The sequence below is a fragment of the Aurantimonas sp. 22II-16-19i genome, assembly GCF_002088275.1.
In the GTDB taxonomy this organism is placed as follows: Bacteria; Pseudomonadota; Alphaproteobacteria; order Rhizobiales; family Rhizobiaceae; genus Jiella.
The window spans coordinates 25,355-50,661 of record NZ_AQQS01000030.1 but is presented as its reverse complement, the minus strand read 5'-3'; the positions used below and the strand labels follow the sequence as shown (position 1 = coordinate 50,661).

At 68.3% G+C, this 25,307-nt stretch carries 36 protein-coding genes; 11 read left to right on the top strand and 25 right to left on the bottom strand.

Annotated elements, in window-relative coordinates:
* Nucleotides 1-3: 3 nt before the first annotated feature.
* The 24 genes from ATO4_RS20155 to ATO4_RS20040 all read right to left on the bottom strand — a co-directional run bounded on the left by ATO4_RS20155 (nucleotide 4) and on the right by ATO4_RS20040 (nucleotide 19,436).
* Entirely contained in the window at nucleotides 4-186 is a 183-nt protein-coding gene (locus ATO4_RS20155) for a hypothetical protein (protein WP_083593452.1), read from the bottom strand.
* Nucleotides 186-1,250, bottom strand: a complete 1,065-nt coding sequence (locus ATO4_RS20150; RefSeq protein WP_176223075.1) for a major capsid protein — start codon at nucleotides 1,248-1,250, stop codon at nucleotides 186-188. The genes ATO4_RS20155 and ATO4_RS20150 overlap by 1 nt, the downstream gene beginning before the upstream one ends.
* A gap of 14 nt (nucleotides 1,251-1,264) precedes the next feature.
* Complete coding sequence (locus tag ATO4_RS20145) at nucleotides 1,265-1,630, bottom strand: hypothetical protein (RefSeq protein ID WP_083593445.1); 366 nt, start codon at nucleotides 1,628-1,630, stop codon at nucleotides 1,265-1,267.
* A 12-nt stretch (nucleotides 1,631-1,642) separates the two neighbouring features.
* The gene (locus ATO4_RS20140; RefSeq protein WP_083593443.1) at nucleotides 1,643-2,728 is read right to left on the bottom strand and encodes a head maturation protease, ClpP-related; all 1,086 of its coding nucleotides are present in this window, start codon (nucleotides 2,726-2,728) and stop codon (nucleotides 1,643-1,645) included.
* 9 nt (nucleotides 2,729-2,737) lie between these two features.
* Complete coding sequence (locus ATO4_RS20135; protein WP_083593442.1) at nucleotides 2,738-3,019, bottom strand: hypothetical protein; 282 nt, start codon at nucleotides 3,017-3,019, stop codon at nucleotides 2,738-2,740.
* A complete protein-coding gene (locus tag ATO4_RS20130; RefSeq protein WP_083593439.1) occupies nucleotides 3,012-4,640 on the bottom strand; it encodes a phage portal protein in 1,629 nt (542 codons plus the stop codon). The genes ATO4_RS20135 and ATO4_RS20130 overlap by 8 nt, the downstream gene beginning before the upstream one ends.
* Nucleotides 4,637-6,595 carry a terminase gpA endonuclease subunit gene (locus ATO4_RS20125; RefSeq protein WP_210191107.1) on the bottom strand — a complete coding sequence of 653 codons (1,959 nt, stop codon included), beginning with the start codon at nucleotides 6,593-6,595 and terminating at the stop codon, nucleotides 4,637-4,639. The genes ATO4_RS20130 and ATO4_RS20125 overlap by 4 nt, the downstream gene beginning before the upstream one ends.
* Nucleotides 6,592-7,296, bottom strand: a complete 705-nt coding sequence (locus ATO4_RS20120) for a hypothetical protein (protein ID WP_210191106.1) — start codon at nucleotides 7,294-7,296, stop codon at nucleotides 6,592-6,594. Before ATO4_RS20120 ends, ATO4_RS20125 begins: the two co-directional genes overlap by 4 nt.
* Before the next feature lie 218 nt (nucleotides 7,297-7,514).
* Nucleotides 7,515-8,048, bottom strand: a complete 534-nt coding sequence (locus ATO4_RS20115; RefSeq protein ID WP_083593436.1) for a hypothetical protein — start codon at nucleotides 8,046-8,048, stop codon at nucleotides 7,515-7,517.
* A complete protein-coding gene (locus tag ATO4_RS20110; protein ID WP_139802574.1) occupies nucleotides 8,045-8,245 on the bottom strand; it encodes a hypothetical protein in 201 nt (66 codons plus the stop codon). The genes ATO4_RS20115 and ATO4_RS20110 overlap by 4 nt, the downstream gene beginning before the upstream one ends.
* Nucleotides 8,242-8,595: an AAA family ATPase gene (locus tag ATO4_RS20105; RefSeq protein WP_083593431.1), complete on the bottom strand. Its 354-nt coding sequence runs from the start codon at nucleotides 8,593-8,595 to the stop codon at nucleotides 8,242-8,244. The genes ATO4_RS20110 and ATO4_RS20105 overlap by 4 nt, the downstream gene beginning before the upstream one ends.
* Before the next feature lie 128 nt (nucleotides 8,596-8,723).
* Nucleotides 8,724-9,557 carry a hypothetical protein gene (locus tag ATO4_RS20100; RefSeq protein WP_083593429.1) on the bottom strand — a complete coding sequence of 278 codons (834 nt, stop codon included), beginning with the start codon at nucleotides 9,555-9,557 and terminating at the stop codon, nucleotides 8,724-8,726.
* Nucleotides 9,558-10,013: 456 nt separating this feature from the next.
* Complete coding sequence (locus ATO4_RS20095) at nucleotides 10,014-10,256, bottom strand: hypothetical protein (RefSeq protein WP_083593426.1); 243 nt, start codon at nucleotides 10,254-10,256, stop codon at nucleotides 10,014-10,016.
* A gap of 66 nt (nucleotides 10,257-10,322) precedes the next feature.
* A complete protein-coding gene (locus ATO4_RS20090) occupies nucleotides 10,323-12,542 on the bottom strand; it encodes a phage/plasmid primase, P4 family (RefSeq protein ID WP_083593423.1) in 2,220 nt (739 codons plus the stop codon).
* Between the two features lie 3 nt (nucleotides 12,543-12,545).
* A complete protein-coding gene (locus tag ATO4_RS20085) occupies nucleotides 12,546-13,085 on the bottom strand; it encodes a hypothetical protein (RefSeq protein ID WP_083593421.1) in 540 nt (179 codons plus the stop codon).
* Nucleotides 13,085-14,461 (bottom strand): primase-helicase zinc-binding domain-containing protein, encoded by a 1,377-nt coding sequence (locus tag ATO4_RS20080; protein WP_245308849.1) that lies wholly within the window; start codon nucleotides 14,459-14,461, stop codon nucleotides 13,085-13,087. Before ATO4_RS20080 ends, ATO4_RS20085 begins: the two co-directional genes overlap by 1 nt.
* On the bottom strand, nucleotides 14,458-16,323 hold the full coding sequence (locus ATO4_RS20075) for a DNA cytosine methyltransferase (RefSeq protein WP_348626476.1): 1,866 nt from the start codon (nucleotides 16,321-16,323) through the stop codon (nucleotides 14,458-14,460). The genes ATO4_RS20080 and ATO4_RS20075 overlap by 4 nt, the downstream gene beginning before the upstream one ends.
* Entirely contained in the window at nucleotides 16,320-16,502 is a 183-nt protein-coding gene (locus tag ATO4_RS20070; RefSeq protein ID WP_083593418.1) for a hypothetical protein, read from the bottom strand. The genes ATO4_RS20075 and ATO4_RS20070 overlap by 4 nt, the downstream gene beginning before the upstream one ends.
* Nucleotides 16,496-16,852, bottom strand: a complete 357-nt coding sequence (locus tag ATO4_RS20065; protein WP_083593415.1) for a sigma-70 region 4 domain-containing protein — start codon at nucleotides 16,850-16,852, stop codon at nucleotides 16,496-16,498. Before ATO4_RS20065 ends, ATO4_RS20070 begins: the two co-directional genes overlap by 7 nt.
* Nucleotides 16,849-17,334 (bottom strand): hypothetical protein, encoded by a 486-nt coding sequence (locus ATO4_RS20060; RefSeq protein WP_083593413.1) that lies wholly within the window; start codon nucleotides 17,332-17,334, stop codon nucleotides 16,849-16,851. Before ATO4_RS20060 ends, ATO4_RS20065 begins: the two co-directional genes overlap by 4 nt.
* Nucleotides 17,331-18,572, bottom strand: a complete 1,242-nt coding sequence (locus tag ATO4_RS20055; protein WP_245308848.1) for a site-specific DNA-methyltransferase — start codon at nucleotides 18,570-18,572, stop codon at nucleotides 17,331-17,333. The genes ATO4_RS20060 and ATO4_RS20055 overlap by 4 nt, the downstream gene beginning before the upstream one ends.
* Nucleotides 18,569-19,003: a hypothetical protein gene (locus ATO4_RS20050; RefSeq protein WP_083593410.1), complete on the bottom strand. Its 435-nt coding sequence runs from the start codon at nucleotides 19,001-19,003 to the stop codon at nucleotides 18,569-18,571. The genes ATO4_RS20055 and ATO4_RS20050 overlap by 4 nt, the downstream gene beginning before the upstream one ends.
* Nucleotides 19,000-19,230: a hypothetical protein gene (locus ATO4_RS20045; RefSeq protein WP_083593408.1), complete on the bottom strand. Its 231-nt coding sequence runs from the start codon at nucleotides 19,228-19,230 to the stop codon at nucleotides 19,000-19,002. The genes ATO4_RS20050 and ATO4_RS20045 overlap by 4 nt, the downstream gene beginning before the upstream one ends.
* A complete protein-coding gene (locus ATO4_RS20040) occupies nucleotides 19,227-19,436 on the bottom strand; it encodes a hypothetical protein (RefSeq protein ID WP_083593405.1) in 210 nt (69 codons plus the stop codon). Before ATO4_RS20040 ends, ATO4_RS20045 begins: the two co-directional genes overlap by 4 nt.
* A gap of 65 nt (nucleotides 19,437-19,501) precedes the next feature.
* On the opposite strand from ATO4_RS20040, the gene ATO4_RS20035 reads away from it, so the two are divergent.
* On the top strand, nucleotides 19,502-20,095 hold the full coding sequence (locus ATO4_RS20035) for a hypothetical protein (RefSeq protein WP_083593402.1): 594 nt from the start codon (nucleotides 19,502-19,504) through the stop codon (nucleotides 20,093-20,095).
* Between the two features lie 2 nt (nucleotides 20,096-20,097).
* Here the strand turns inward: ATO4_RS20035 and ATO4_RS20030 are convergent, their stop codons facing one another.
* Nucleotides 20,098-20,376, bottom strand: coding sequence for a helix-turn-helix transcriptional regulator (locus ATO4_RS20030; protein ID WP_139802573.1), 279 nt, complete (start codon nucleotides 20,374-20,376; stop codon nucleotides 20,098-20,100).
* Here ATO4_RS20030 and ATO4_RS20025 point away from each other — a divergent pair.
* The 10 genes from ATO4_RS20025 (at nucleotide 20,357) to ATO4_RS19980 (ending at nucleotide 25,286) form a co-directional block, all read left to right on the top strand.
* Entirely contained in the window at nucleotides 20,357-21,103 is a 747-nt protein-coding gene (locus tag ATO4_RS20025; protein ID WP_176223072.1) for a LexA family transcriptional regulator, read from the top strand. The two genes, ATO4_RS20030 and ATO4_RS20025, sit on opposite strands and share 20 nt — an antisense overlap.
* Before the next feature lie 385 nt (nucleotides 21,104-21,488).
* Complete coding sequence (locus ATO4_RS20015) at nucleotides 21,489-21,782, top strand: hypothetical protein (protein ID WP_083593392.1); 294 nt, start codon at nucleotides 21,489-21,491, stop codon at nucleotides 21,780-21,782.
* A 4-nt stretch (nucleotides 21,783-21,786) separates the two neighbouring features.
* Nucleotides 21,787-22,053: a hypothetical protein gene (locus ATO4_RS20010; RefSeq protein ID WP_083593390.1), complete on the top strand. Its 267-nt coding sequence runs from the start codon at nucleotides 21,787-21,789 to the stop codon at nucleotides 22,051-22,053.
* Complete coding sequence (locus ATO4_RS20005) at nucleotides 22,050-22,394, top strand: hypothetical protein (protein ID WP_083593386.1); 345 nt, start codon at nucleotides 22,050-22,052, stop codon at nucleotides 22,392-22,394. The genes ATO4_RS20010 and ATO4_RS20005 overlap by 4 nt, the downstream gene beginning before the upstream one ends.
* Entirely contained in the window at nucleotides 22,391-22,540 is a 150-nt protein-coding gene (locus tag ATO4_RS27835) for a hypothetical protein (protein ID WP_176223071.1), read from the top strand. The genes ATO4_RS20005 and ATO4_RS27835 overlap by 4 nt, the downstream gene beginning before the upstream one ends.
* Nucleotides 22,537-22,716 carry a hypothetical protein gene (locus ATO4_RS27830; RefSeq protein ID WP_176223070.1) on the top strand — a complete coding sequence of 60 codons (180 nt, stop codon included), beginning with the start codon at nucleotides 22,537-22,539 and terminating at the stop codon, nucleotides 22,714-22,716. Before ATO4_RS27835 ends, ATO4_RS27830 begins: the two co-directional genes overlap by 4 nt.
* Nucleotides 22,713-22,979: a hypothetical protein gene (locus ATO4_RS19995; protein WP_083593381.1), complete on the top strand. Its 267-nt coding sequence runs from the start codon at nucleotides 22,713-22,715 to the stop codon at nucleotides 22,977-22,979. The genes ATO4_RS27830 and ATO4_RS19995 overlap by 4 nt, the downstream gene beginning before the upstream one ends.
* The gene (locus ATO4_RS19990) at nucleotides 22,976-24,157 is read left to right on the top strand and encodes a hypothetical protein (RefSeq protein WP_083593379.1); all 1,182 of its coding nucleotides are present in this window, start codon (nucleotides 22,976-22,978) and stop codon (nucleotides 24,155-24,157) included. Before ATO4_RS19995 ends, ATO4_RS19990 begins: the two co-directional genes overlap by 4 nt.
* On the top strand, nucleotides 24,154-24,942 hold the full coding sequence (locus ATO4_RS19985) for a hypothetical protein (RefSeq protein ID WP_083593378.1): 789 nt from the start codon (nucleotides 24,154-24,156) through the stop codon (nucleotides 24,940-24,942). The genes ATO4_RS19990 and ATO4_RS19985 overlap by 4 nt, the downstream gene beginning before the upstream one ends.
* Entirely contained in the window at nucleotides 24,939-25,286 is a 348-nt protein-coding gene (locus ATO4_RS19980; protein ID WP_083593376.1) for a hypothetical protein, read from the top strand. Before ATO4_RS19985 ends, ATO4_RS19980 begins: the two co-directional genes overlap by 4 nt.
* Nucleotides 25,287-25,307 lie beyond the last annotated feature (21 nt).

Here is a 25,307-nt window from a genome sequence, read left to right as displayed (position 1 = left end):
GGATCAGGCGCCCGGCTGAGGCGCCGCCGCTGACCTGCCCTTACGCTCGACCGGCTTCGAAGGCTCCGGCAGGATGCCATCGAGACCGACGATCTTGGCCACCTCGTCCTGAGGAAGACCATCAGGGATGACCACGCCGGGCGTGATACGGCCCAGCGAGGTGTAGAGCGTCTTGGCCGCCTTCATCACGAGATCACCGTGGCCTTGACCGTTGCATTGGGCCGCCCCGGGATCATCAGGGGGGCGGACTGCGACATCAGCTGCAGCCCTGACGGATCCGGCTCGACCCACTCCTTCGGGAAGATGTCGAGAGGCCTGAGCATGGCATCGACGTCCTGGATGGCGCCGAAGCAGCGAACGCCGTGAACGCCGCCGGTGCCGTCTTCCTGGGCAGGCGCGGCAGTCATGACGACGTCGTTTGCTGCGATGGCGCGGGAGGTCGTTCCGTTCTGTTCCTTGAAGCGGCCAGCATAGACCCAGAGGGTGAACTCGCCCCACTGGCCGACCATGCGCGCACCTTCGACAGCGGCCTGCGGCTGCAGATTGGGGGTGTTCTGGACCCCGCGGCGCAGGTCGGCCTCCTTCAGAAGCTGAGCGTTGTTGCGCAGGAACTTCCAGGCTTCCGGCGACATGATGACGTCGGTGCCTGCATAGCCGGTCTTCTCCAGGATGATGTCCGACCAGTCTTCCAGCATCCCGGAGATGTCCGCGGCGGCGTTCGACCAGATATTACCGGCCCCGGAAACAATGATCTCGTTGCCGGCGTCGCGGCCGAAGTCGACTTCGACGCTGGGATAGTCCTCGCCGGCGATCGTCACCTTGCCATCGACGATGGCTTTCGCCGCCATCCATTCCCAGCGCTCCTCGATCTGCCGCTTCTGCAGCGCCAGGGTGTCGAGGCGAGAGGCATTCATCCGCTCTTCCTGCGTGAGATCGCCCAGAAGCGGCTCGCCCGGATTGCGCCGGATGAAGTCGCCCGGCTTCAGAAAGTGCTTCGGCTTGACGTAGGCCGGACGGAACGATTTGGCCTGATAGCCGTGCCGCTTCTGCGGCTTCGCCTGCACGATGGGGGCGACGAACGGCGCCATCACCGGCAGGTCTTCGAGGACCTCGTCGAAGTAGATTTCCTCCCGCGTCGACAGATACGGCGTGGCACGGAAAAAGCGATCGAGGAAGAACCGCCGCGGCGTGCGGATCGTACGAATGACTTCGACGAGATCTGCCGTCGAATAGAGAACGTTGTCGACCATTAGTCGAAGCCTCCTTAAGCCGCGTCGGGGGCAGCGCCCCATTTGCGGAGGTTGATACCGCGACCGGTCAGGGCCGTCTTCGTGGGCGCCAGCGCCGCACCGTTGAGGCCGACGGCATCCTGGTTGAAGTCGCCTTCGACGTAGACCGCAAGGTCGCCGGCAGCGGCGAGCGTGACGGTGAATGGCATCACGGCGAAGGCCTTGGCCGGCGTCACGAGGGCGCTCAGCGTATCGGTCGCCGTATCCATTTCGAGGATAGCGCCGCGGACGTAGCTGCCGGCGGCGACCTTCAAGGGCTGGCTCCGAACGTTCCCCGAATAGAGGTCGTCGAGGGCCGGGATGGCGTTGGCGAGCGAGCTGCCAGCGAGAGGATAAACCACGTTCGGATCTCCTTACTTTGCGCCGCCGTAGCGGGCTTCGGCCATTTTCAGGAGCGAAGTCTTCTTCTGCTCCGATTGTGCGCCTCCCGGCTGAGGCACGCCGCCGGACATCCGGGCCTTGGCGTAATCCTCGGGCGTCGGGCCGCCATTGGCGGTAGCGACCGGCTTGCCGGCGGCGAGAACAGCCTTGGCCGCCTCGGCGGTGACGCCGGCATCGGCGAGCGCCTTGGCCTGGGCCTCGCGGCCCTGGGCCTCGTCGAGCGCCATGATGGCGTCGGAGGTCTCGCGCTTGGACTTCTCGGCCTTCAGCTCGGCGAGTTCGGCCGCCATGGTCGCGGTCTTGTCCGCGTCCTTCGACGCCGACATCTGTGCTTTGAGGGTGTCGAGTTCGGCGGCCAGAGCGTCCGCCCGTTCCTTGTCCGTCATGGATGACTCCTGTGTTTGACGGGGTGCGGCGGACGCAGCCGCTCGCGTATCAGCGCCGTCGAGGCGCCAATCCTTCTTCTTCGCCAGCGCGACGAGGCGCTTCGGCGCATGGGCGAAAATCCGGTAGTCGAAGGCGGCGACGGGCGCGGCCTTGATCTCCGTCGTCTCGTCGGCAAAGCCCTGGGCGACCGCCTCTTCCGGCGTCAGCCATCGCTCTTCGCGCATGATGGTGCGGCACTCGTCGGCGGTCTTGCCGCTCTTGGCCGCGTAGACCCGGGCATAGGCCGTCGCCAGCGCCTCCAGGCCCTCGACGGTCTTGCGATGGTCGTCGGACGTGCCGAAGGTGTAGCCGGACGGATCGTGGATCATCATGACCGCCCCGGCCGCCATGGTGACGGTCTCGCCGGCCATGGCGATCAGCGAGGCGGCCGAAGCCGCGATCCCCTCGACCACGATATCCGTCGTGCCGGAGCGCGCCGACAACAGGGCGTGGATGGCCGCGCCTTCCGTGGCGATGCCGCCGGCGGAGTTGAGATGCACCGTCAGCGTCGAATCGTCCTCGACCTGTGCCAGGGCGGTGACCACGTCCGAGGAGGTGAACCCATCCTCGAAGTAATAGTCGCCGACATAGCCGGAGAGCCGAAGCTTTCCGTCTTCCAGAATGGCAGCCATGTGGGTTCCTCAGCAGCTCGGCGTGAACCGGAAGCGTTTCGCGTATCGGCGCCGCGGCCCGCCGGTCTTCTCGGCACAGAGCACCTGCAGCCGGGCAATTTCGGCGTCGATCCCGGCCATGTCCGACTTGCCGTAGCGGACCCGGCGGTTGGTGATCGCCGACTTGATCTCGACCTCTTCCACCCGCTCTCCGGAGATGAACCGGAGCTTGACGTTGTAGAGGGCCTGCCAGAGCGCGCACGGATCGTCCGGGTCGACCGAGACGCCGCCGACGAGGATCGGATCAGCCATTGGCCGGCGCTCCAACTGGATCATCCGAAGTCGACCGCGACAGCGCCGCGTCGATCGGCAGATAGGGGTCGGCCATGCCGAGCCCTTCGTAAAGCTTGATGTCCTCGGCCCGCATCGCCGCGATGTCCTGCGGATCGTAGCCGACCGCCGCGCTTTCGATCGCCAGCGAAGACGTCCTGTTGGCAAGCCTCTCCGTCGCCGCCTGCGCACTCTTCTTGTCGTCCGCCGTCGGTGCCGGCGGCCCAACCCATTCGGCCCAGCAGGCTTTCTCGCGGTTCGCCATGAAAGCCGCGACGCCGCCCTTGAACGGGATCCGCTTCTCGACGACGCTCTCGGTCAACCACGCCTCATAGATCGCCTGGCAGATCGGCGCCGCGATCCGCTCGCGCCGGCGCATCACCACCGGCCAGATCGAGGCGTTCTCCATCCGGACGGACGAATAGGTCGCGTTCGTATGATCGAGGGTGAAGCTCGAAAACGTCACGCCGATGCACCGCGCCATGATCCGCTGAAGGTGCATCGAGAACGGCAGGTACTGGTTCCCGGGTGTCTCGGCCGAGTGGAACTTGAACTCCTCGCCCGGGCCGAGGTGATTGATCTGGCTGTCGGAAATGGCGACCCGGCTTTCCCGGGCTTGATCAAGGCGCGCCTTCATCGCGGCGCAGAAGTCGCCGACGAGTTCGGTCCCGATTGCCGTGCCCTCGACCACAACGTCCTTGAGCGCTTCCAGCGCTTCGAACGCGGCCGCCGACGGTTCCGGGCTGGTGAGGGTCGCCGCGAACACCGTCTGCAGCACCGCAGTCTGCAGCGTCGCATCGTCCAGCTTCTCGGACATTGCCCAGGTCTTCATGACCGGCGCCAGTTCCGAGATACCCCGGACGTCGTGCGGATCCTTGGGATCGAAGACGTGGTAGAACAGCGCCGAGCCAAACTGGTCGCGCGCCGCATAGTCTTGCGTCTCGGCCAGTCCGCCACGACTGATCCTCAAGCGATAGGCCTGTGGACGGTCGTTTTCGTCGAGAACGACGCCCTGGTGCAGGCCCTCGAATTCATTCGTGTCGCGCACGAGATGCACCGGCGACGTCGCCGAGACCTTCAGGCCGGTGCGGATGTTGTAGCGCTGGCGCGTCGCCGCCGGCATGTAGCCGAGCGCGCCGCAGGCCTCGCCGAAGGCGACGTGATGCCCGAGGCTCATGTCGACGATCTGCGGGATCGTGAACTTGCCCCGGTGGTCGCACTCGGCAGGGTTCCACGACCACTGCCGCCATTCCCGCTCGACCAGCCGCTTCCATTCGCTCCGCTCGGCCTTGGTCCAGCCCAGAGCCTCGACGTCCGGCTGGGCGTTGAGCTTCAGCTCCGTCCCGACAGTATCTGCCTTGACCTGGTCGACGGCACCCTTCAGGCGGCCCGAATTGTGGATGAAGTCCGCAGCCAGCGCCGCAGCCCTATCCCAGGCCCACTGGATGTCCCGACGGGAATCCGGAAGCGACGCCCAGCGCGACGTCAACACCGCCGACCCGGTGTCGCGCAGATACCGCATCGTCGGACGGACCTCCGGCGCCGGACGCGCGGGCGCGATCGCCGTTGCGACGCTTTGCCTGATCCGTGCGACGAGGCTCATCGACTCTTCCATGCTTTCAGCTTGTCGGCGAAGGACGACGACGCCAGCTTCGGGGCGGGGGCCCGCTCCGTTTGCGGCGGCTCGGCCCTCGGCGCGAACAGCCCGTCCTCGAGGTCGAGTTGGGCATCCTCAGCCGGGGTTTCCCGTTCGGCCTCGTAGCGATCCCAGATGGCGTCGGGCAGCGTGCGAAGGCCCAGCTTGATCGCCGCGGCCTCAGCCTGCAGATGCGTGTCCAGCGCCTCGTTCGGCTGCGACGCATCCTTGACCCACTCATAGACGGTAAAGCCCGTCTTGGTCTTCTTCGGCCGACGGCTCTCGGCCGTCAGCTGGCGGAAATACTCGTCTTCCAAACCCTTCGGCAGGCCGATGAAGCCGAGCTCCGACGGGTCCTCCTTCACGATTCGCCGATAGAGGCTCATCTTCAGGATGCTCGTCGCGAAATTGTAGAAGCGCTTCGAGTAGCGCAGGAGCTTGCCCTTGGCGGTTCGCTCCTTCTTGACCTGGCTGATCAGCGGCGCGGTCTCCGACCCGACGCCGCGCACCATGATCACCCGGCTCGTCGGCCAGCCCTTCGCCCACTCCCAGACGTCCTCGGTATAGGCATTGCCGTCGATCGCGGCGAGGTCGATGCCGAGGCGATGGCCATAGGCGTTACGCCAGCTCTGCTCCATCAGACCGTCCAGAATGACCCGGCAGCGATCTTCCGAGATGTGCCCGGTCACGACACCGTATTCGATCACCCAGCGTCGCTTGTGGCGGCCCCATCCGACCAGCTGCCATTCGACTCGGTCGCCCTGGCAGTCGATGCCCATGGTCAGGACCAGAGCGCCAGGAGGAACGCTGCCACGGGAGTATTCTGCCGCCGCCGCTCGGTCCCTCAGGCTCTCCCAGGGCGGCGCCTCGCCCAGCGTCTTGTAGGCGCGGCCGAGCGTGTCGTTGAAGAAGGTCTGTTCCGACGCCGGGTCGCCCTTGGCGTCGAGCCATTCCCGGGCGATCCGCTCGAAGCTCTGCAGGTAGGAGAACGCCGACCACAAGTCGAAGGAGCGATGCTCGCGCTTGGCCTTGGGGTTCTCCGCCCGCCACTCGCCCCGCGGCAGCATCTGCGGACGATGGTGCTCGCGGATCTCGCAGCCGCATTCGACGCAGGTGAAATGCGCATCCTCCGGCTTGTCCTCCTCGAGGACGGCCAGCATGTTTTCCCACTCGAGCACCTGGTAGTGGTCGCAGTGCGGACAGGGCAGATGCAGCCGCTCCTGGCTCCCCTTGTTGAAGTTGTCGGTGATCCGGCAGCCCGGCTCGACCAGCGGCGTCGAGATCTTGAAGATCTTGGCGAACTCGTGGGCCCGCGACCGGCTGTTGGCGAGATGCTCCGGGTCGCCCGCGTTGTTCATCTCCCCCTTCGACAGGTCGTCCTGGACCTGCCGCTTGAAGGTCACCATCGACAGCGACGCCGGCGAGTTGGCGCCCGAAATCTGGATCGACCCGCGCCCGTCCACCCGCTCCTTGTAGAGCACCGAATCGAGACCGTCCCGGGACTTCATCGGGAACAGCTCGGCCAGCGCCGTTGTGCCCTTCAGCATCGGCGCCAGCTTCATCTTCGACCAGCGCTGGGCGTTCCCCTCCGTCGGATGGACATAGAGAATGTCGCTCGGGTCCATCGCGATCGACCCGCCGGTGAAGATGTTGGCGAGCACCGTGCCGCCGAGCTGCGCCGACTTCTTCAGCGTCACAACCCGGCAGGGATCGGACGGACCGAGCGCCCGCAGGATCTCGTCGAAATACGGGAACAGCGTCCGATTGTAGGGCCCCGGGAACGGGCTTTCGCGATCGGAGAAGATGATGTTGGCTTCCGCCCAGGCCAGATAGTCCACCGGCGGCGGAGGGGTCATGACCTCGGCCATGACGTCCCACATGATCCGCTCGGCATTCGCCGTCTCGATGATCAGATGCGTCACTGGAGCGGCCCGCCATCCTGCACGATGACGCTTTCCAGCGTCGCGCTCGTCTCCTCGGCCTTGGCCGCGTGGCGCTTGGCCGCCCCCTCCTGATAGGCCCGAAACTCCGCCTTCAGGAGATGCAGGACGTCGCGCTGCGGGATGCCGAACTTCGACGAGACCGCCGTCGCCAGCGAGGCGAGCGAACCCTCGAAGGACGACAGCATCGCACCGGCGAGCCGCGTCATCTGCTGGCGGGCGTCCGCCGTTTCCATGAACCGGCCGCGTCGCGCCTCCTCCTCCTCGGCCGCCTTGCGGTTCTTGCGCTGGATCTCCTGCAGCTTCTCCAGCTTGAAGCGCTGTTCGAAGTCGTCGAGCAGCGGCGGTGAACCGGCATTGCCACCGGCGGCCTCGAGACCGACGGCGTGCCTCAGGCCAGGGGCCTCGTCGGAAGGCTGTATATCGGACGCGGAGCCTGCGGCCGGTCCGCCGAGCCGCGTCGACAGCCCGTTGCCGAGCGCCTGGCCGGGGTCCCGCCGCTCGCGGATCTGCCGCTTGGCGACCTCGACCCGGATGCGCGCCATCCGCCCCTCGCCGGCGATGGCATCGGGACCGATCTTGCCCTCGGCGATCATCTGCGAGACGCGCCCGGGCGAGACGCCGATCATCTCGGCGAACGCACCCTTGGTGACGACGCCCTCCATCGTGGAAGCCTCGCTCACCAGCTCATCCTCTTTACCTGCCCGTCCTTTAGCTCTTTAGGCCCCGTCTTTAGGCTCTCAAAAGCCGCTCAGACTGAGCAGATCCCGCGCGCGGCCCGCACCGCAGGCCCTTGCTTTGCCCAGACGGTCCCTTGATTTCGTTGCATATTTGTCACGGATTTGGAGGCTAAGTGCAAAAATGTCACACATTCGGAGGCGAGCCGCAGCCGCCTGCCACATCAGAGGCGGCCGAGCATGTAGGTGATGCCCCGCGCCATCTCCTGGAAGAACACGCCCCGCGCGATCTCGCCCAGCATGTCCTCGTACACAGGCGGGTTGCGGGTCGCCTCGCCTGCCGGGTTCGGGCCGAACAGGCGCATGGTGGGGTAGCGAGCTGAGCCCTTGCGCTTCAGGATCCGGCCATCCCCCTTGCCGCCCTTGGCGATGAAGGCCGAGCGATAGGTGCCGCGCAATGGGACGGCGACGCCGCGCTTGTTCTGCTTTCCCCCGATCTCGTCGAGGGGGATCTGCTGAGACCGGACGATCAGCATCAGGGCATCAGGGGCGATGTAGGACCGCATCCGCGCCTTGATGTGCTTCTGGGCGACGTCCATGCGGGCGGAGGCCAGCTGCGCATAGGTCCGTTCGACCACCGAGCGCGACCGCCCGTAGGCCCGAGCCATCACCTGTTCCTGCAAATGGGCCGGCAGCTGCTGGAACGCCTTGGATAGCCGCGCGAAGTCGGCGCTGTCGATCTTGAACTGGACGGTCACTGCCCCGCCCCGCCCGGCTTCGTCTCCCGCACCACCGGGCGCCGATAGATCGGCAGCACGCCGTCATCATCGGCCGCCCCGCGGCGCACGTCGCGCAGGATGGCGGGAACCGTCTTCACCGCCCCGATCACGCCGCCCTTGGCGTGGCCCGCGGCGAGAAGCCGGCGGCGCCTCTGGCAGGCCCGGCATACCATCACGCGGCCACATCCATCGGCGGGATCAGCGCCGCGACGCTCGGATCGCGCACGTCCATCCACTCCATCGGCACCCCATGATCGGCCGCAATCCGCGTCCACAGATCCCGGTCTGCCGGCTCGAGGTTCCAGGCGACGACGATTGCCGACAAGCCCAACGACAGCAGCATGCCCGCCAGCGCGCCCATGCAGAGCGTGATCTGCCCCTCGTCGAGCGGATTGACCAGCGCGGCACGGATATCGTCGCGGTGGACGCACATGAGCGAGAGATCGTCGGCCATCAGCCTGCGGGCGAGCGGCATCTTGCCGCTGTTCGCCGGACCGGAGACGACGACGAGGCGCTGGCTGGCCATGGTCGTTCTCCCGTCGTTCGCCGAGTGTCGGGACGCCCTGCCCCAAACACAAAAGCGCCCCGGGTTTCCCCGAAGCGCTCGATGCAAATCTCTGATGGTTACGGGTATCGCCAAATCATCGTCGCAAGTCAAGCGGCATCCCGCCCCGCTGACGACACCCCTTCAGGTTTCCCGCCGAATTCGACCGCGGCACCATCCCGCTCGCCCTCCGCCTCCCACGGCCACAGGCGCAAGCCCGGCCCGTCGACGCCATGCTCGGCCAGCCGTCCATCCAGATCGCCGGCAAGCGCCGCCAGCGAGATCACATAGGCCTGGTAGGCGATCCGGTCCGCCACCAGCCCGGCCAGATCCGGCGCGAACACCGTCTTGCGATAGGCCGCCGGATGCGGCCGCCGGCGCACCCGGTCGAACCCGTCGATCTCGATGGCGATCTCAGGCCGCCCCTCGCCCGCCGCGCGCCACACCTTTCGGAACCAGGCAGCCCCGCCCTGGGCATTGCGCACCGTCTTGCGCTGGACGATGTCCGGACGCCGCCACTCCGGCACGGAGCCGAGCAGCGCATGGCGGATCAGCGTTCCCGGCATCCGGCCCTGAAGCATGATCGGCACCATGGCGAGGCCCCGCGCATGGGCCTCGGCCCGCTCGTCGTCGGTCATCGGCTCGTCTCCGACCGGCACGACATCGCCGAGGACGTCGTATCCCTCCGGTGCCTCGAACCACGCGTCCCTGAAAGAGCGCACCACCTTGTCGACGGCAATGGCGTCGGGATGCGGCTCGGCATCGGCCGACAGGTCCGGGAAGAGCCCGAAGCCGTTGGAGGCGTCGATGTGGGTGCCCAGCGTCGCCAGCCCGGCAAAGCAGGGCGACGCCATCACCGGCCCCTGCCGCCCGCTCCACCCCGCCTTCGGCAATTCCTGCCGATAAGCCCAGGCCAAGAGATCCTCGATCTTGATCCGTTTCATGCGTCACAACCCTCGTGTTTCGACCTATCGTCCCTAGCGTCCCTGATTTTCCCGCTTGCGTCCCTCAAACCCATCTCCTGCCTTTCTGCTTAACTCTCTGTATTTTCGAAGAAAACGAAGGATGGTTGAAAACGATAGGGCCGCTAGGGACGCTAGGGACGCAAGAACTCGCGTTACGTATGGAGTTCGGCCGGTCTCTCTCACTCTCGAAACACAGGCATGGCGCAAAGAAAGATCACCCACACCCGCACATGCGCGCCTGCATGCGAAACCTGAAAATTACCGTCCCTAGCGTCCCTAGCGTCGCAAGCTGTTGAAACCCCACACCCTTTGACAGGGACGCAAACGCGAAAACCCCGCCTCCAGCGTCCCTGCCGTCCCTCATTCGACGAGACGAAGGGCGCAAACCGGCATCCGGTCGTCTCACAAGGCAAAGGGTGCGGGTTCGCAGCGTCATCAGAACGGCGGCGCCGCCCTGAACTCGCCGCACCAGTCGTCGGCGAATGTAACCGGCCATCGCTCTTTCTTGGGCGCGGGTGGGCTTCGACGGCAGAGACCCGCATGGCCCGTGCCGTCCTCGATCTCGACGCCCAGCGTCTCCTCGGCGCCGGACACACAGTGTTCGATCGCCGTCCCCTCAGTTCCGACCTGCCTGGTGTCCCAAAACCGGCAGGCGCGGCATCGTTCGTCATCGATCATCGTTGGATCTCCTCATGGTCCGCGAGCGCTTCAGTGAGAAAGGGTGCGCAAGGCGATGAGCTCGCGTCATCGCCCGCCCCCATAATCGGCCGGGTAGTCGCCCGGCCCGCCGCTCGCCTGCGGCTGAAACTCGGATCTGATGACGAGGCCCTTGTAGACGGTGGTGCTGACCTTGGCCTTCCAGAAGACGTGCATCTTGCCGTCGGACCCCTCCCAGCTCTTCTGGGCATAGTCGGGAAATCGCTTCGAGAAGGTCGCCTGCTTGAACTCGGCCGCGCCCTCGCGCACCGCCCAGCGGGAATAGGCGTCGAACAGCTCGCCAGGCGTCACCATGTCGGCCTCCGCCCCGGAGACGAGACAGGCGGCGCGGATGAAGCCGCCGATCGGGTCGCTCTCCTCGCGATAGTCCTGCGTCGCCGCCAGCACCTTGGCCGGCGGATTGAGCCCATAGTTGAGATATTCCAGCGCGCCCTCGAGCGCCCAAGCGAGAACGCCCTCGGCCTCCCGCTTCAGCTTTCCGGCCAGCGCCCGGTCGACGGCCTCCTTCGGGATCTGCACCTCGAAGGGCACCATGTGGACGCGGCGCCAGATGCCGTCGGAGGTGTCGTCGATGCGCGGCTTGTGGTTGCCCGACAACACGATCTTGAAATGCGGGTCGACCTCGAAGAAGTCCTGATGCAGCCGGCGCACCGGCATCTTCTCGCCGCCGGTCAGCTGCTTGATCAGCGCGTCCTTCAGCTTGACGCCCATTTCCGGCTCGGCCGCGAAGACGACGCGGGCGCCGGGCAGCCGGGCGAGATCCGGCGTCGCCTCGGCGCCGCCCCGGCGCGAATCGCCGGCAAACGAGTCGATCGACAGCGTCACGGCATAGTCGTCGAGGACATGGGAGAGGAGATCGGTCAGCGTCGACTTGCCGTTCCGCCCGATCCCGTAGAAGAACACGAGGCATTGTTCGGAGGTCAGTCCCGTCAGGCAGTAGCCGAAGAAGCGCTTCAGAAAGGCCCGCATCTCCGGGTCCGGCTGCACCGTCTTCAGGAACTTGTCGAAATGCGGCGCCCGCGCCTGCCAGCTGCCATCGGGACCCGCCAGCGACGACGCCGAAGGCGAGGAGCTTAAGGGCGGGGAATCAAATGGCACCAGCTTGGTGATGTAGTCGGCCTGGCGATGCGGGTGCCGCTCCAACGTCCAGACGAAGCGCGGGTCGTCCGGGTCGCTCTCTTCGTCCTCGCGCTGCACGAAGCGCAGCGTTCCGTTCGCACAGTTGAGGGCGAGGCGGTCGCGGTTGAGGTCGCCGACGAGCCGGGCGCAGTGCGGCGCGGCCTCGGTCAGCATGTTGTTGATCTTAGTGGTGCCGGCGGCGCTCTTGGCGTGGCGGAAGCGCGAGGACATGCGGCCGGAAATCGCTTCCTTGGCCTCCTCCATCGCGGCGATCCGGTCCTTCAGCGCCTCGGCCTGCCCGGCCTCCTCCGCCGTCCATTCGGCGCTCTTGCGCGCCTTGATCGCCGCGTCGAGATCCTTCGCCGCCTTGGCGGCCCGGGCTCCTGCGCCCGCATGCTCGGCCAGCGCCGCATCGATGCGCGCGGCTTCGCGCCGGATTTCCTCCGGCGAAAGGGCCGGCTCCTCGCCATCTGTCGACACCCGCGCCTTGCGCTCGAAGCTCAGCCGCTTCGCCGTTTCCCGGGCCGCCTCGCCTTGCGCGGCGACAATGGCGAGCCGGGCCAGCCACCTCGCCTCCTGCGACGTCGGTTGCCCCTCCGCCCGCTGCCGTGCCGCGACGGCCTTGCCCAGCGCCTTCAGCTCCTCGCGCGCCGCCTTGCCGGCGACGATCGCCGCCTGCTCTTCCTCGCTGCCGTCGAGGCCATAGGCCTCCTCGACGATCATCTCGGCCGCCTTCTGGGCCAGCGGGCGAACGATCGAGCCGTCCTCGTCCTCCTTCCAGCGGCGCCCGTCATAGCCGTGCCAGGCCACCCGGGCGACATGACAGATCCGGTCGCCATAGCGGATCAGCAGGCGGCGGCCGTTGCCGATGTCCGTCTCCGGCTCCAGACGGCATTCCTCGAGGATCTCCTCCGGCGACAGGGCCGGCCCGTCGTCGTCCTCCTGCGCCGGGGACGAGGTGGCGGGATCGAACCTTGCATCGAAAGACGGGGATGGGGCTTTTGCCGATCCCTCATCCTGAGGTGCCCGTCCGCCAGGACGGGCCTCGAAGGGCGCGCCATCCGCCGTCAGCCCGGCTCGGGCGAGATAGGCGAGGACGGCCTCGCGCTGGTCATGTCCCCCTCCCATCGGTCAGGCCGCCTTATTGGTAAGACGACGAAGAGCACGGAGTTTATCCAGATCGGCTTCGGTCTGGGCCCACCCCCAGATCTTCATGCTGCGGCCAGATCTGCCGGTGCGGCTATCAAGTCCGCCGCCACCGCCCTTTCCGATGAAAATCCATCCATCGAAGCGATAAAGGTTGCCGGTGTGGAGAGCTTCGTCTTGATACGAGACAGCGAACGAACGCCGGTGCCTGGCGGCGATCAAAGGGAAGATCATCTCTCGCCAAATACGGAGCATCGGCCTGCACATGCCAGGCCGCAATGCGCAAAGACGAACGAGTTCCGCGACTTCTGTCCTGAATAAACCGGTGCTGCCGACGACTTCACGAGCCGTTTCGCCCGTGACTGTCACGGCCACCGGCTCACCATGCTGGAACATCGCGTGGTGGGCTTCAAATGAGTAGACAGGCCGATTGACCGCCCCCATGCGGTGACCCCACGCCACAAGCAGTTGGTTCACATCTCGACGGTCGATCGCTTCGATATGCATGATCGGGGGGACAAGCATCACGCCGCCACCTCCCGCGCCGCCAGCAGATCGGCAAAATCCCGCCCCCGCGGCGGCCAGGCCGTCGCCACCGTCCGCCCTTCGGCACCGAACCGGATCTCCGCCCGCATCATCGCCGCGCCCGTCGCGACGATCTCGGAATCGGCGTCGGCGACGAGCAGCACCTCGCTCACATGCTTCGGCACCTGGGCTGCCGCATCCGCCGGTTCGCCCGCCTTCGGCTCCGGCCCCGCCACCCTGAGCGGCGCCTTGCCGCCGCGGTTCTTCAGGGTCGGATGCGGGAACCTACCCTCGGCCCGCCCCGCCAGATTGCCGAGATCGCCGGCGGCCGCATAGATCGTGTCGCCCCGCGCGCCCTCGGCCACTGCCACGGCCAGCACGTTCTCGATCCCCTCGCCGCAGACGAAGCGCGTTCGCGCAGGGTCCGGCAGGATCTTCCCCTCGATCTCAAGAAACCCGATCAGCGGGATGAGCCCGCCCTTCTTGCGGCCGCGCATCTTCTTCGTCGCCAGCCGCTCGCCGGTTGCGGGGTCGACCAGATCCGGCCGCCCCTTTCGCCCGCGCGCATCGAGCCAGGTCAGATGGCAGCCGACGACGGCACCGCCCGCATCGACGAAGGGCAGCACCATCGCCTGCCCCGAATGGATCGCCACCGGGCGCCCGCCCTCGTCCGTGCCGTGCCAATAGGCCTCGTCGACGATCGCCCGGGCAAAGGGCAGCACCGGCAGGGCAAAGCCGCCGAGCCGGCCCGTGAGATAGGCCCGGACGGCGGATCTGGGGTTTCCCTCATCCTGAGCCTGTCGAAGGACGGGGGAAACCCCACCCGCCGACGCCCGCGCCATAGACCCTCGCCCTTCGACAGGCTCAGGATGAGGGTCGATCGGAACCGCATGCTCCCATTTTCCCCGCGCCTTGCCGATCTCCCGCTCGCGAAAGGCATTGGCCTCCCGCTCGCTGGCCTCGGATGCCGCTGCCGCCTCGGCCTTGCGCGCCGCCAGCCGCGCGTCCCGCGCCGCCCGGTCCTCGGCACTCTCCGGCGCCTCGCCCGGCACGTCGCGGCCCAGCGCCGCGGCGCAGGCGGCGAGGAAATCCTCGCGCCGCTTGACGTCGAGGCCGAGAAGATGCGCCGCCAGCGAGATCCCGTCGCGGCCCTCACCGGCGCCCCGGCAGATCCAGGCGTTCTTCAGCCGGTTGACGGCGAATCGGTCCGTCCCGCCGCAGACCGGGCACGGCCCCGCCTCCTCGCCGGTGGCGATCCGCTTGAGGCCGGTAACGCCCAGCCGATCGGCCGCCTCGCCGACGGTGACGGTGCGGGCCTCCTCGATGAAGGCGTCGGTCATGGCCCGGCCTGCCCCGGAAGTGCGATCCTCGGTCATTCGGCGGCTTCCATCATCGGCTGGATTGCAAGGTCGGCGCAGTTGGCGGCGACGAGGGCAGCTGCGAGCGGCGGGCAGACGGAGTTGCCGCAGCACGAGCCCTGCACCGTCGCCGAGATCGGCGAGCCGTCGGGCCGCCGGTCGATGATGTAGCTGTCCGGAAAGCCCTGCGCCCGGAACCGCTCGCGCGGCGTCAGCATCCGCATGCCGATGTCGGCGATGGCATAGGTCTGGCCATCGATGTCGAGGGTGACGAGGCCCATGCGGTCCTTCGTCGTGTCGGTGTGCATCGGCCCGTCGACGGCCGCGCCATCCCCGGTACCGTAATATTTCGTCAGGAACGCCGAGATCAGGCTGGCATGCTGACCGCCGGCAAGCACGGTCTTGCTCGGCCGGTCGAGGCCACCCTCGCCGCCGCGCGTGTTCGAGGTGTAGGCCCAGGACAGATGCGCGGCCACCACCTGCTGCTGCGCGCCCGAGGCCGTGAGCGTCGCCAGCGGCTCGTCCGCCGCCCGGCCCGGATTGACGCCGCCGATCCGGCGCGCATCGTTGTTGTGCTGGGCGAGGAAGGCCGCGACGACGCCATGCTTCGCACCGCCGGCCACCTGCGTTCCGATCGGCTGGCCGATGTCGAGCGCCCTCGGCGCCTGCCCCTCGCGCTCGCCGTATCCCGTCTGGACCATCGTCGCCGCGACGAGCCCGATCGGCGCCGCGCCGCCCGGCCGCTTGACATGGCTGTTGGCGGTGATCGTCGGCGCCGGCTGGTCGAGGCCCGCGCCGGTCGAGCCGGTCTGGAACTTCGTCAGATGCGCGGCGATCACCGCATTCTGGTCCTTCGGGCTGGCGGTGATCGTGTGCAGCGGCGCGTCGGCGGGCCGGTTGGCGCCGCCATGCTGGGCGAAGGTGACGACGGGGGCGACGAGGGCGTGGGAGTTTCCCGCGCTCGTCTGGGTGCCCGCCGGTTCGTCCAGCGGATATTCCCGCCGCCCGCCGCTGTCGCCATGGGCGACGCTGACGAGGAACGGCTTCTTCGCCTCCAGCACGTAGCGCACGATGCCCCGGGCGATCCGCCGCATCGTCGCGTCCGCCAGCGGCCGGATCGCCCGCACGCCGTGCTTCGCCCGGATCTCCTCCGCCGTGTCGAAGATCGACGGGCACGGCAGCGACCAATCGATGATCTCGGCCGCCGTCCGCCAGGGCGCCTTATGCCCCGCGACGACGTCGGGATCCGTCGGCGCGCCATGGCTCGGCGCCGGCCAGACGATCGGCTTGCCGTCCCGCCGCGCGATCATGAAGAAGCGCTTGCGGATCGTCGGCGCGCCGTAGTCGCAGGCCCTGAGCTCGCGGAACTCGACCTTGTAGCCGAGCCGCTTCAGCTCCTTCACCCACTGCCGGAAGGTCTGCCCGCGCCGGTCCGGGCACGGCACGAAGACGCCGGGCTTCGTCTCGACCAGCGGACCCCAGCTCTGGAACTCCTCGACATTCTCCAGGATGATCACCGCAGGCCGCACGCGCTTGGCCCAGAGGACGACGACCCAGGCGAGGTCGCGGATGTTGCGCTTGACCGGGCGCCCGCCCTTGGCCTTGGAGAAATGCTTGCAGTCGGGGGAGAACCAGGCGAGCCCGACCGGACGCCCTCTGCCGAAATGGGTGCCGACGGCGTCCAGCGGATCCACCTGCCAGATGTTCTTCGACAGGTGCAGCGTGTCGGGGTGGTTGACCTGGTGCATCGCCAGCGCGTCGGCGTTGTGGTTGATGGCGATGTCGGGCGAGCGGCCGAGGGCCATCTCGATCCCGGTGGAGGCGCCACCGCCGCCGGCGAAGCTGTCGACGATCAGCGGGCGCTGGACCATGCCGCTCATGCCCGGCCTCCCTGCACCACGGCGAGCCCCGTCTCGCCCCGTTCGGCATTGCGCACGGCGTCAAGCATCAGCACGACGTCGGGCTCCGGCAGATCCAGAAGCCGGGCGATGTCGAGCATGTCGAAATGCCCCGATCGCCACAGGACGACGATCGCGGCCGATTGCGCGGCGGTCAGCATGGCGGGGCTCCGGTGGTTTTCGGGGTCGTGACGCCATCGTCGAGGACGGCGTCGGCAATGCCATCATCGGCAATGGTCGCAATCAGGTCGCGCGCGAGGTGGCAGACATGAATGTCCCGCGCCGCCGCAAAGGGCTGCAGCATGGCAAGGACATCGAAGGGGACGCGCACGGTCCGCGTCGTCGGCTCCGGCTCCTCCGGTCCTCGCTCGCGCGGCAGGTCGAGCCCAGCACGCGACCGATAGACCGACACCGTTCCACGGGTCAGCCCCGTCCGTCGTGCGATCTCGGCGGTCGTCAGACCCTCGAGCGACAGCATGACAACCTCGGCCCGGCGCGATCGGCGGCTCATGCCGCGCCCCCATCGCCGGCAGCTTCGGCCAACGCCAGATCCGTCAGAAAATCCGGCCCGGCCGCGTTGCGGCGGATCTCGTGCCCCCGCGCCCGGGCAAAATTCAGCACCTCGCGATGGGTGAAGCCGGCCTCGTCGGCCAGGCACTTCACCGTCTCCACCGAAACCATTGCGCCAAGCCGGGCCCGGAACGCCGCGTCGAAGAAGTCGGCCAGCGGATCGGAAAAGATCGGGGCGAGCCCCGTCACCGTGTCGCCGAAGCGCCCGCCGCCGACGGAGGCCGCCATCACCGCGAGCTCGGCGGCGAAGATCGCAAACGGCAAGGGAGGTCCGGCCCGGCCGAGATTGGCCAGAAAGCCGCCCAGCGCCTCATAGGTGCGATCCAGCTGCAGCCGCCCGGCCGGATCGGCCTTCACCCGCGCCCGCACGAAGGCGACGAGGTCCGGATGATAGTCGGCGGGGAACTCGGCCCGGGCGTTCATTCGGCGGCCTCGGCAGGGCCCTCGGCGATGGCGGCGAAGAGCGGCGAGATGTCGGAAGCCTGGCGCCTCGGCGCGACCCGCCATTCCGCTTCGATCCGCCGCCGCGACAGCGCGGCATAGTCGGGATTGAGTTCGATCAGAGCGCCGCGCCGCCCGTGCCGCAGAGCGACCAGGGCCGTCGTACCGGCGCCGCCAAACGGGTCGAGCACGACGCCGCCCTTGGGACAGCCTGCCAGGATGCAGCGTTCGGCCAGCTCCGGCGGGAAGGTCGCAAAATGCGCGTCGGCGAAGGGCCGGATCGCGAACTCCCACGCCGTCAGCGGCGCCGGCTCGAAATTGCGCAGCAGGCGCCCCTTGCCGCGCGGCGTCGCCTCGATGCCGGTGTGGTTGATGTGGCCGTCATGCCGAGGCGTCAGGGCACGGATCTTCTCGCGCCGCTCCCCGTCTGGGATCTGGGAATCCATCGTGTGGCGACCATAAGTCGAACGACCTCGGACTGTAGTAGTCTGCCCCTCAGCGTCTTGCCTGCGGCCGACAGCCACCGCCGAAGCATCGTAATAGGCGCCGATCCGGACCCATCGCGGCCCCTGCTGGTCGGGGCGGGTGGTCAGCGGCGCGGTCTGGGTCAGATCCGGGAGAAAGCTGATCTCGCCGGTGTCGCGGGCGCGCCAGACGTCGCCGTCGCCGCTCTTGGTCAGAAGGAAGATCTTCTCGTGGGCGACCGAGGGCCGAGCCGACCCGGACGAATCCGGCATCGGGTTCGTCTTGCCCCAGACGATTTCCGAGCGCACCCACCAGCCGGCATCTTGGAGGGCGATCGCCAGCCGGTTCGGGATCATGCACAGATCCTTGGCCTTCAGGCTGCCGCCGATCGTCGAGAACGGCTTGTCGCGGAACGTCCGGTCGTCGCCGCCCGCCGCCTTGGTGTCGGCGGCGCTGCGCCCGTTCGGGCTGGTGGCATAGCAGTCGCCATAGTTCAGCCAGAGCGTCCCTGTGGGTTTAAGCACCCGCCGCACCGCCTCGAAGACCTCGACCATGACGGCCAAATGCTCGGCCAGAGTCGGCTCGAGCCCGATCTGCCCGGCGACGCCATAATCGCGCAGCCCCCAATAGGGCGGCGAGGTGACGACGCAGTCGACGCTGTCCGCAGGCATGGCGGCCAGGCGCTCACGCACGTCACCGACATGCAGCGTCACCCGCCCGTCCAGAAACGTCTCGGCCTCGCCCGCCCCGCTCACGGCTGACCCACCTTGTCGAGGATCACCGTCGCGGCGGCCATCAGCTCCCCCGCCTCGCGGCGGATCTCGGCGCGCTCGGCGCTGGTCACCCGCCCGTCGGACAGGGCGCTGAGCACCGCCGTCACGACGTCCGAGCCCTCGCTCGCCAGCCGCGCGACGTCGCACAGCGCCAGCGCCCCCGGCCCCTCCGGCGCCGCCAGCCGGCGCACCAGATAGCCCGAGACCACCGCCCGGCCGCACAGCCGCTCCAGATGGGCGACATGGCAGAGCGGCATGAAGCGCTTCGGCTCGGCCATCGAGCCCCAGTTGGAAACCAGGCTCTGCGCAACCCCCAGCACCGAGGCCACCGCCACCGGCCCGCCGCAGGCCTCGATCAGCGCCTTCGTCACCACCTTCAGCGCCTTCTCGTCGTCGGTGAGGACGTCGGTCATCGCTGCGCGTCCTTCTCGACGAAGCGCTCGAAAGCGCGCTGCCGGGCAGCCTCGACGAGGCCATCGGCGACGTCCGGGCGCAGGTCGTAGAGGCGCGTCAACAAAAGGTAAGCCGCGAGGATCATGGACTCGACGACGACCAGCAACTCGGAAGAGCTGCGGGTCTCGCGCCCTGCCCGCTGCACGAAGTCATGGGCCAGCCGGTTGTGCTTGTCGGACGCGCTCATTGGACGACCCTCCCAGTCTTGCCGGAGGCGACGCGCCCCGTCGCCGCCTCCGGCTGCCCCACGCCGCACGCGGCGCGAAGCTCGGCGATATCGATGATCGTGACGGTCGGGCCGCGCCGCGATGCGAGGCCGGCCTTGGCGGCTTCGAGCACAAGCCCGGCCACGAAGATCCCTGCGAGGAGGCCGACGAAAAAGCGGGCGCTCATGCCGCATCCTTTCCGGCGGCCGCGCCGTCCGTAAGCTCGCGTGATGGTTCGGTCTGGGAATTCACATGCGCGCTGCGACGCGCTGCCGCAGTTTCGCCGTCATGGACACTGCCGCGCTCACCCTCGCCCTTCGAGGCTCGCTCCGCTCGCACCTCAGGATGAGGGTGATCGGTGACGCCGCGCCCGGCCAAAGCTGCCGCCGCCGCCACAGTCCCCTCATCCTGAGCCTGTCGAAGGGCGAGGGGCCCCGCGACGCCGCCAACGACACCCGCCCCGGCCTCAGGCTGCGACGAGTCGTCCGCGCCTTGCGGCCGTGCCACAATGGCGAGCATCAGCCTCGCCAGCCCGGGACGAACGCCATGGTGCCGCAGAATCCTGCCGAAATGCGCAGCCTTCTCCTGATGCACGCCCTCACCCGCCTCTACAGCGATGTCACCATCGCCGCCCGGCGCGGGCGTCTCACGGAACACGACATCCGCGGCATCGAGGCCAAGGTGATCGAGATGCTGCGCAAAGCGCCCGACTTCGCGGACGAGTTCCAGACCTTCGAGGTCGAACCGGTGATCGCGCAGGTAAGGAGCGAGATCACCCTGTTCTGCGACATAAGCCGCGAGGGGCGTGTCCTGAAGATCGGCGAGAAAGGCGGCAAAGGGCGATGACATCACGGCGCGATCCTCAGGGGCTCTGGATATCCCGCCCCGGCCTGCGCCTGCGGCGCTCCGACGAAGCTCGCCGGGGTGACGCGCCCGCCGGAGATTTTCTCGGCGGCGAGCGCGATGCCGAGCGGACAGGGCCGCTCGCCCCGCTCGTAGCGCTGCAGGGTGCGGGCGGGATTGCGCCCGACGATCCCGAGGAGACCAGCCGCTTCCGCCAGGGTTTTCCCGGTCTCGGCGCGCCATTGCGTGTGGGTGAGGTGTGACATGGACGGAATAGTAGCCATATCGGCTACCTCCCTGTCAAGCCGATGTAGCGCATATGGCAGTTTCGCTCATAGCCGAAACGGCTACGGTCGCGCCATGCAGACCGCTCGCCTCCCGAACCGCATCAAGACCCTGATGAAGGAAAAGGGCTTCACACGTGAAGCTCTCGCCGAGGCCGTCGACGCGCATCCGGTGACCATCTCTAAGCTGATCGCCGGCACGATCGACATGACCACCAGCTGGATGGAAAGGCTCGGTGCCGCCCTCGGCGTCCCGCCGATCGAGATCCTCTCCTCGCCCGCGATGGTCCGCACCGTGACGGTCAAGGCGTCCGTCCAGGCCGGCGTCTGGTCGGAAAACTCCGAATGGCCTGATCGCGACGACTGGTATGAGGTGGCTATTCCACGCGACGCGGAACTCGACGGCATAGAACTGTTTGCCGCCGAAGTGCGCGGGGCTTCCATGAACCGCCGATATGCCGAAGGTTCGGTCGTCGTCTGCACTGCGCCCTGGCAGGACAACGAGGCGCCCATACCCGGCCGCCGCTACATCGTCGAGCGCCGCCGCCTCGATGGCACCATCGAGACGACCGTGAAGCTTCTTCATCGAGACCCCGACGGCGGCCTCTGGCTCTTGGCCGAGTCTGATGATCCCCGGTTTCAGACGCCCATTCCCGTGGACGGCGGGAGTGAGGACGAGGAGATCCGCGTGATCGGCCGCGTCCGCTACGCCGTCTCGCGCGAGTGACAGCACAGTAGCGAAATTCGCTACACGCTCTTGACAGGAACGTAGCCGTCATGGCTACATGCCTTCCATCGCACCCTGATGGGAGGTTTTCCTCGTGCTCAAACGTTCATCCCCCTGCGCCGCGTCGTCACTCGCAGTATGTGACATGGCGCAGCCGCGGCCCGCCTTCGGGCGGGTCGCCGGTTTCCCCTCCGCCGTCAAATCCTCCTCCCAGGCGGCGGCGCCTGCGCCGTCCGGCGCAGCGCGTTCCTCCCGCTCTGTGCCGGGCGGTGCCCATCGTTGCGCGAACGATGGGCCCATCGCTTCGCCGCCCACGCTTTTTCCCCGCCTGACGCGTCTGGCCGCTGCGGCAACGCCCGCCATTTTCCGGCGGACCGCTGCCCGATTGCCCATCCCAGCAGCGGACTTTGCGCCGTCTGGAGCCTCGCCCTCCCAGGCTCGGCCGGACGGCGCCTTTTTCACCTCCGAGGCCGCCGAGCGCCGCTTCGGCTCGTTCCATTATGCGAGCGAGGCCGAGGCTGAGGAGGCGCTCGCCGCCCTCCTCGCAGAGTCCCGTCGCCGGCACCTCGCCGACGGCCTCTGGATGGCGACCTTCTTCACCTGCGCCATCGCCGCCGCCGTGATGATCGGCTTCGGCTTCGCCGAGGGCATCATGCGCCTCCCCGTGATCGGGGGTTGAGGCGATGATCCAGTTCCGCACCCTCACCGACGCCGAACTTGCCCGCATGGCCGCCGCCCACCGCGCCGCTCTGGGAGAAGACAGAGCGATCCCGGAAGCGACGCCCGCCGCCGAGGCGATGGCCGCCCGGATGATCGACCACGCCGCGCTCACCGGCGCCTGCACCGACGCCGATCTGATCGAGGCCGGCTACACCCCCGACGATCTCCGCCGCCACGCCGCCACCGCCCGCCGCATCGCCTACGGGCTGACCGAACGGGTGCTGTCGTGAGCGCGGAAACCACCGCGCCGGCCTTCGAAGGCTGGGCGATTCTCGAACTAATGGGCCATCGCGTCCGCCCCGGCCGTGTCAGCGAGGTCGAGATCGCCGCGTCGAAGATGCTGCGCGTCGATATTCCGGTCGGCGTCGGCGAGGACGAATACGTCACGGAATATTACGGCGGCGCCTCGGTCTACAGCCTCCGCCCGACCAGCGAGGACATCGCCCGACGCATGGCTCGCGATCGCTTCGGCGCCGATCCCCGCCCGGTCCGCCCGGTCGACTATCGCCCCGCCATCGCCGCAAGTGACGAAGCTCCGGAATACGACGATGTCCCGGAGTATGAGCCGTGACCGCCCGCCGCCTCGTCGACGCCGGCGCCCTCACGTCCGCCGCCCTCCTCCTCCTCGCCGGCCTCGCCGTCGGCAACGCCCGCCTCGCCGCCACCGACCGCGCCGGCCAGGAGGCCTTCGCCAGCATCCGGGGGATCGGCCGATGAACCAGCGTGCCGAGCTGCAGGCCGCCACCCCGCCGGTCCCGTTCCGCATCCACTATTCCGACGGCGAGGCCCGCACCGTGAGCGCCGTCGATCCCGATGCCGCCCGCACTGTGGCGGCGCGGGACGGCGTCCGCATCACCAAGATCAAGCGCGACAGAAGCGGAGAACCGCGATGACGATCGGCTCCATTTTCACCGGCGGACGGGCCGCCATGGCCCTGGCTGCGATCGCGGCCATGGGCTCACGCTTCGGCATCGGCGAAGGCTTCGACGTACTGCGCATCCAGCCTGCCGAGCCGCCTCGCGCCAGCCCCAAGCGCCGGACGACGCGTCCCGCCCAGAAGCCGGGCCGCTCCCGCTACAAGCCGCACCAGGGCCCCCGCGAAAAGGCGCGCCGCGTTCGCCAGATGGCGAAGCGCGCCGAAAGGCTAGCGCTATGACCCGCCGCTTCGAAGCCAACCCGCCCCACGCCACGCCCGGCATTGCCCTGATCGAGAACGGCCGCCCCGTCGAGACCGTCTGCCTCTGCCCCCGCGCCGACTGGGCGCCGCAGATCGCCCGGGCGCTGAACGCCATCGAGGCCATCGAGGGAGCCCAAGCCGAAATCGCCAAGGCGATGAACGCCAACGGCTTCCTCACCGCCCCTCATCCTGAGGCGCTCGCGGAGCGAGCCTCGAAGGGCGAGGGGTCCAGCGAGCGCGGCATTTATGTCGCCAGCAAGACCCGGCATGCCGCAATCTGGCGGCTCTACCGCGATCGTGACGACTGGCCGATCAATGCGACATGGATCGACGAGGCCGGAGAGGGCGAGAGCGGCGACCTTGCCGATCTGTGGCGGCGCTGCATTCACGAAGCTTCGACCGCAGACGCGCTGGTTTGCTACCGGGAGGACGAGGACGTCCTGAAGGGGGCATGGGTCGAGGTCGGCGCCGCGCTCGCCAGCGGCGTTCCCGTCTACGCCGTCGGGCTCTCGGGCTTCACCATCGCTGCAGACCCTCGCATCACGCATTTCGATACGCTCGGCGCCGCCATGCTCGCAGCGCTCGAAACGTATCAGCGTGCCGCCGCGCGCCGCAGCGCCCCTCATCCTGAGGCGCTCGCGGAGCGAGCCTCGAAGGGCGAGGGGTCCAGCGAGCGCGGCGGCGACGCCCCGATCTCCCCCCTCGTGGGGGAGATGGGCGGCAGCCCAGAGGGGGGCACGGAGGGCGCCATCCTGTCCGGTGACGGCGCCCGGCCCGCCTGCAGCTGCGGCTTCACCAACAACGATCTGCGCACGCAATGCCGCGGCTGCGGCGCCATTCTGTCCGGCGTCGGCGCCGAGGCGCCCCCCTCTGCCTTGCCAGGCATCTCCCCCACACGGGGGGGGATCGGCAGCGGCGACGCCGCACCCCTCGCTGCCCTGACCGTCGCGCTGCGGTCGGCGATCGACGCCATGGATGCGATCGACGACATGATCACCAACTGCGCCGACGCCCCGACCAATCCCGACAGCCTTCCGCAAATGCTCAAGACCTATGTCCAGCAACAGCGGAAGTCCGCGCATCGCGTGCTGGCAGAGATCGAACCACACGCCGACATCTTTCCGGACGAGAGCGACCCAGACGGAGGCGCCGCGTGACCCCCGTCTTCGCCGCCACCGTCACCGGCCGCCTCGTCGATCTCGCCGCGCCAGACATCCGGCCCGAGCATCTCTTCACCGAGATCGCCCACGGCCTCGGCAATCTCGCCCGCTATGCCGGCCAGACGGCGACGCCCTATGCCGTCGCCCAGCACTCGGTGCTGATGGCCGAAGCCTGCGAGGACGAGACCGGCGATCCGCTGACCGCCGCCTTCTGCCTGCTGCATGATGGTCACGAGGCGATCCTCGGCGACAAGACGAGCCCACGCAAACAGGCCGAAGAGGCGGAGTTCCGCGGCAAGATGGCCGAGAACGCCACCCCCCAGCACATCGTCGATGCCTGGATCGCCCGCTGGCGCGGCATCGGCCGGGCGGTGGAGCGCCGGCTCGACCGGGCGATCTGGCGCGCCGCCGGCCTCCCCGAGCCGACCCACATCCAGGCCGAGGCGGTCAAGGCCTACGATCTCAGGGCACTCGCCACCGAGCGCCGCGATCTCTTCGGCCATTCACCGGCCTGGCCAAACCTCGCCCCCGGCATCCAGCCTTTGCCGCTGCGCCGGGGCCGGATCAAGCCCTGTACCTTCGCCCTCGCCGCCGAGCGCTTCGTCCAGACCCTCACCCGCCTCTGCCCCGACGCCGCCATGGCGGCCGGGCGCCTCGGGCCGGGTGACGACGACACGTCGCATCAGGCGGCGCCAGCCGCCGGCCTTTCATCCGGGCTCCGCCAGCGATCGAGCGTCGCGAGTGAGCTTTCGGGCAGCCCCCAGCAAAGGACATCCGCATGAAACTCCTCCGCGAAATGCCCGCCCTCATTGCCTGGCTCGAAGGCGGCGAATTGTCCGAGAAGATGCGCGACGAGCTGCGCGATACCGTCAATGCCCTCAACGAGGCCGCCGGCCCGAAGGGCAAGGCCAAGGGCTCGCTGACCCTGAAGCTCAACCTCCTGGTCACCGACGGCCGCGTCGAGATCGCCGCCGAGATCACGACCAAGCGGCCGAAGGAGGAGCGCGGCTCGACGATCCTCTGGGTCACCGAAGCCGGCGAGCTCTCCACCGAACACCCGCGCCAGCGCGACATGTTCGACGGCCCGAGGGCCGTCGCCCCCGACCGCACCGCGGCCGACGCCTGATCCAACCCTCGCAAACCGGAA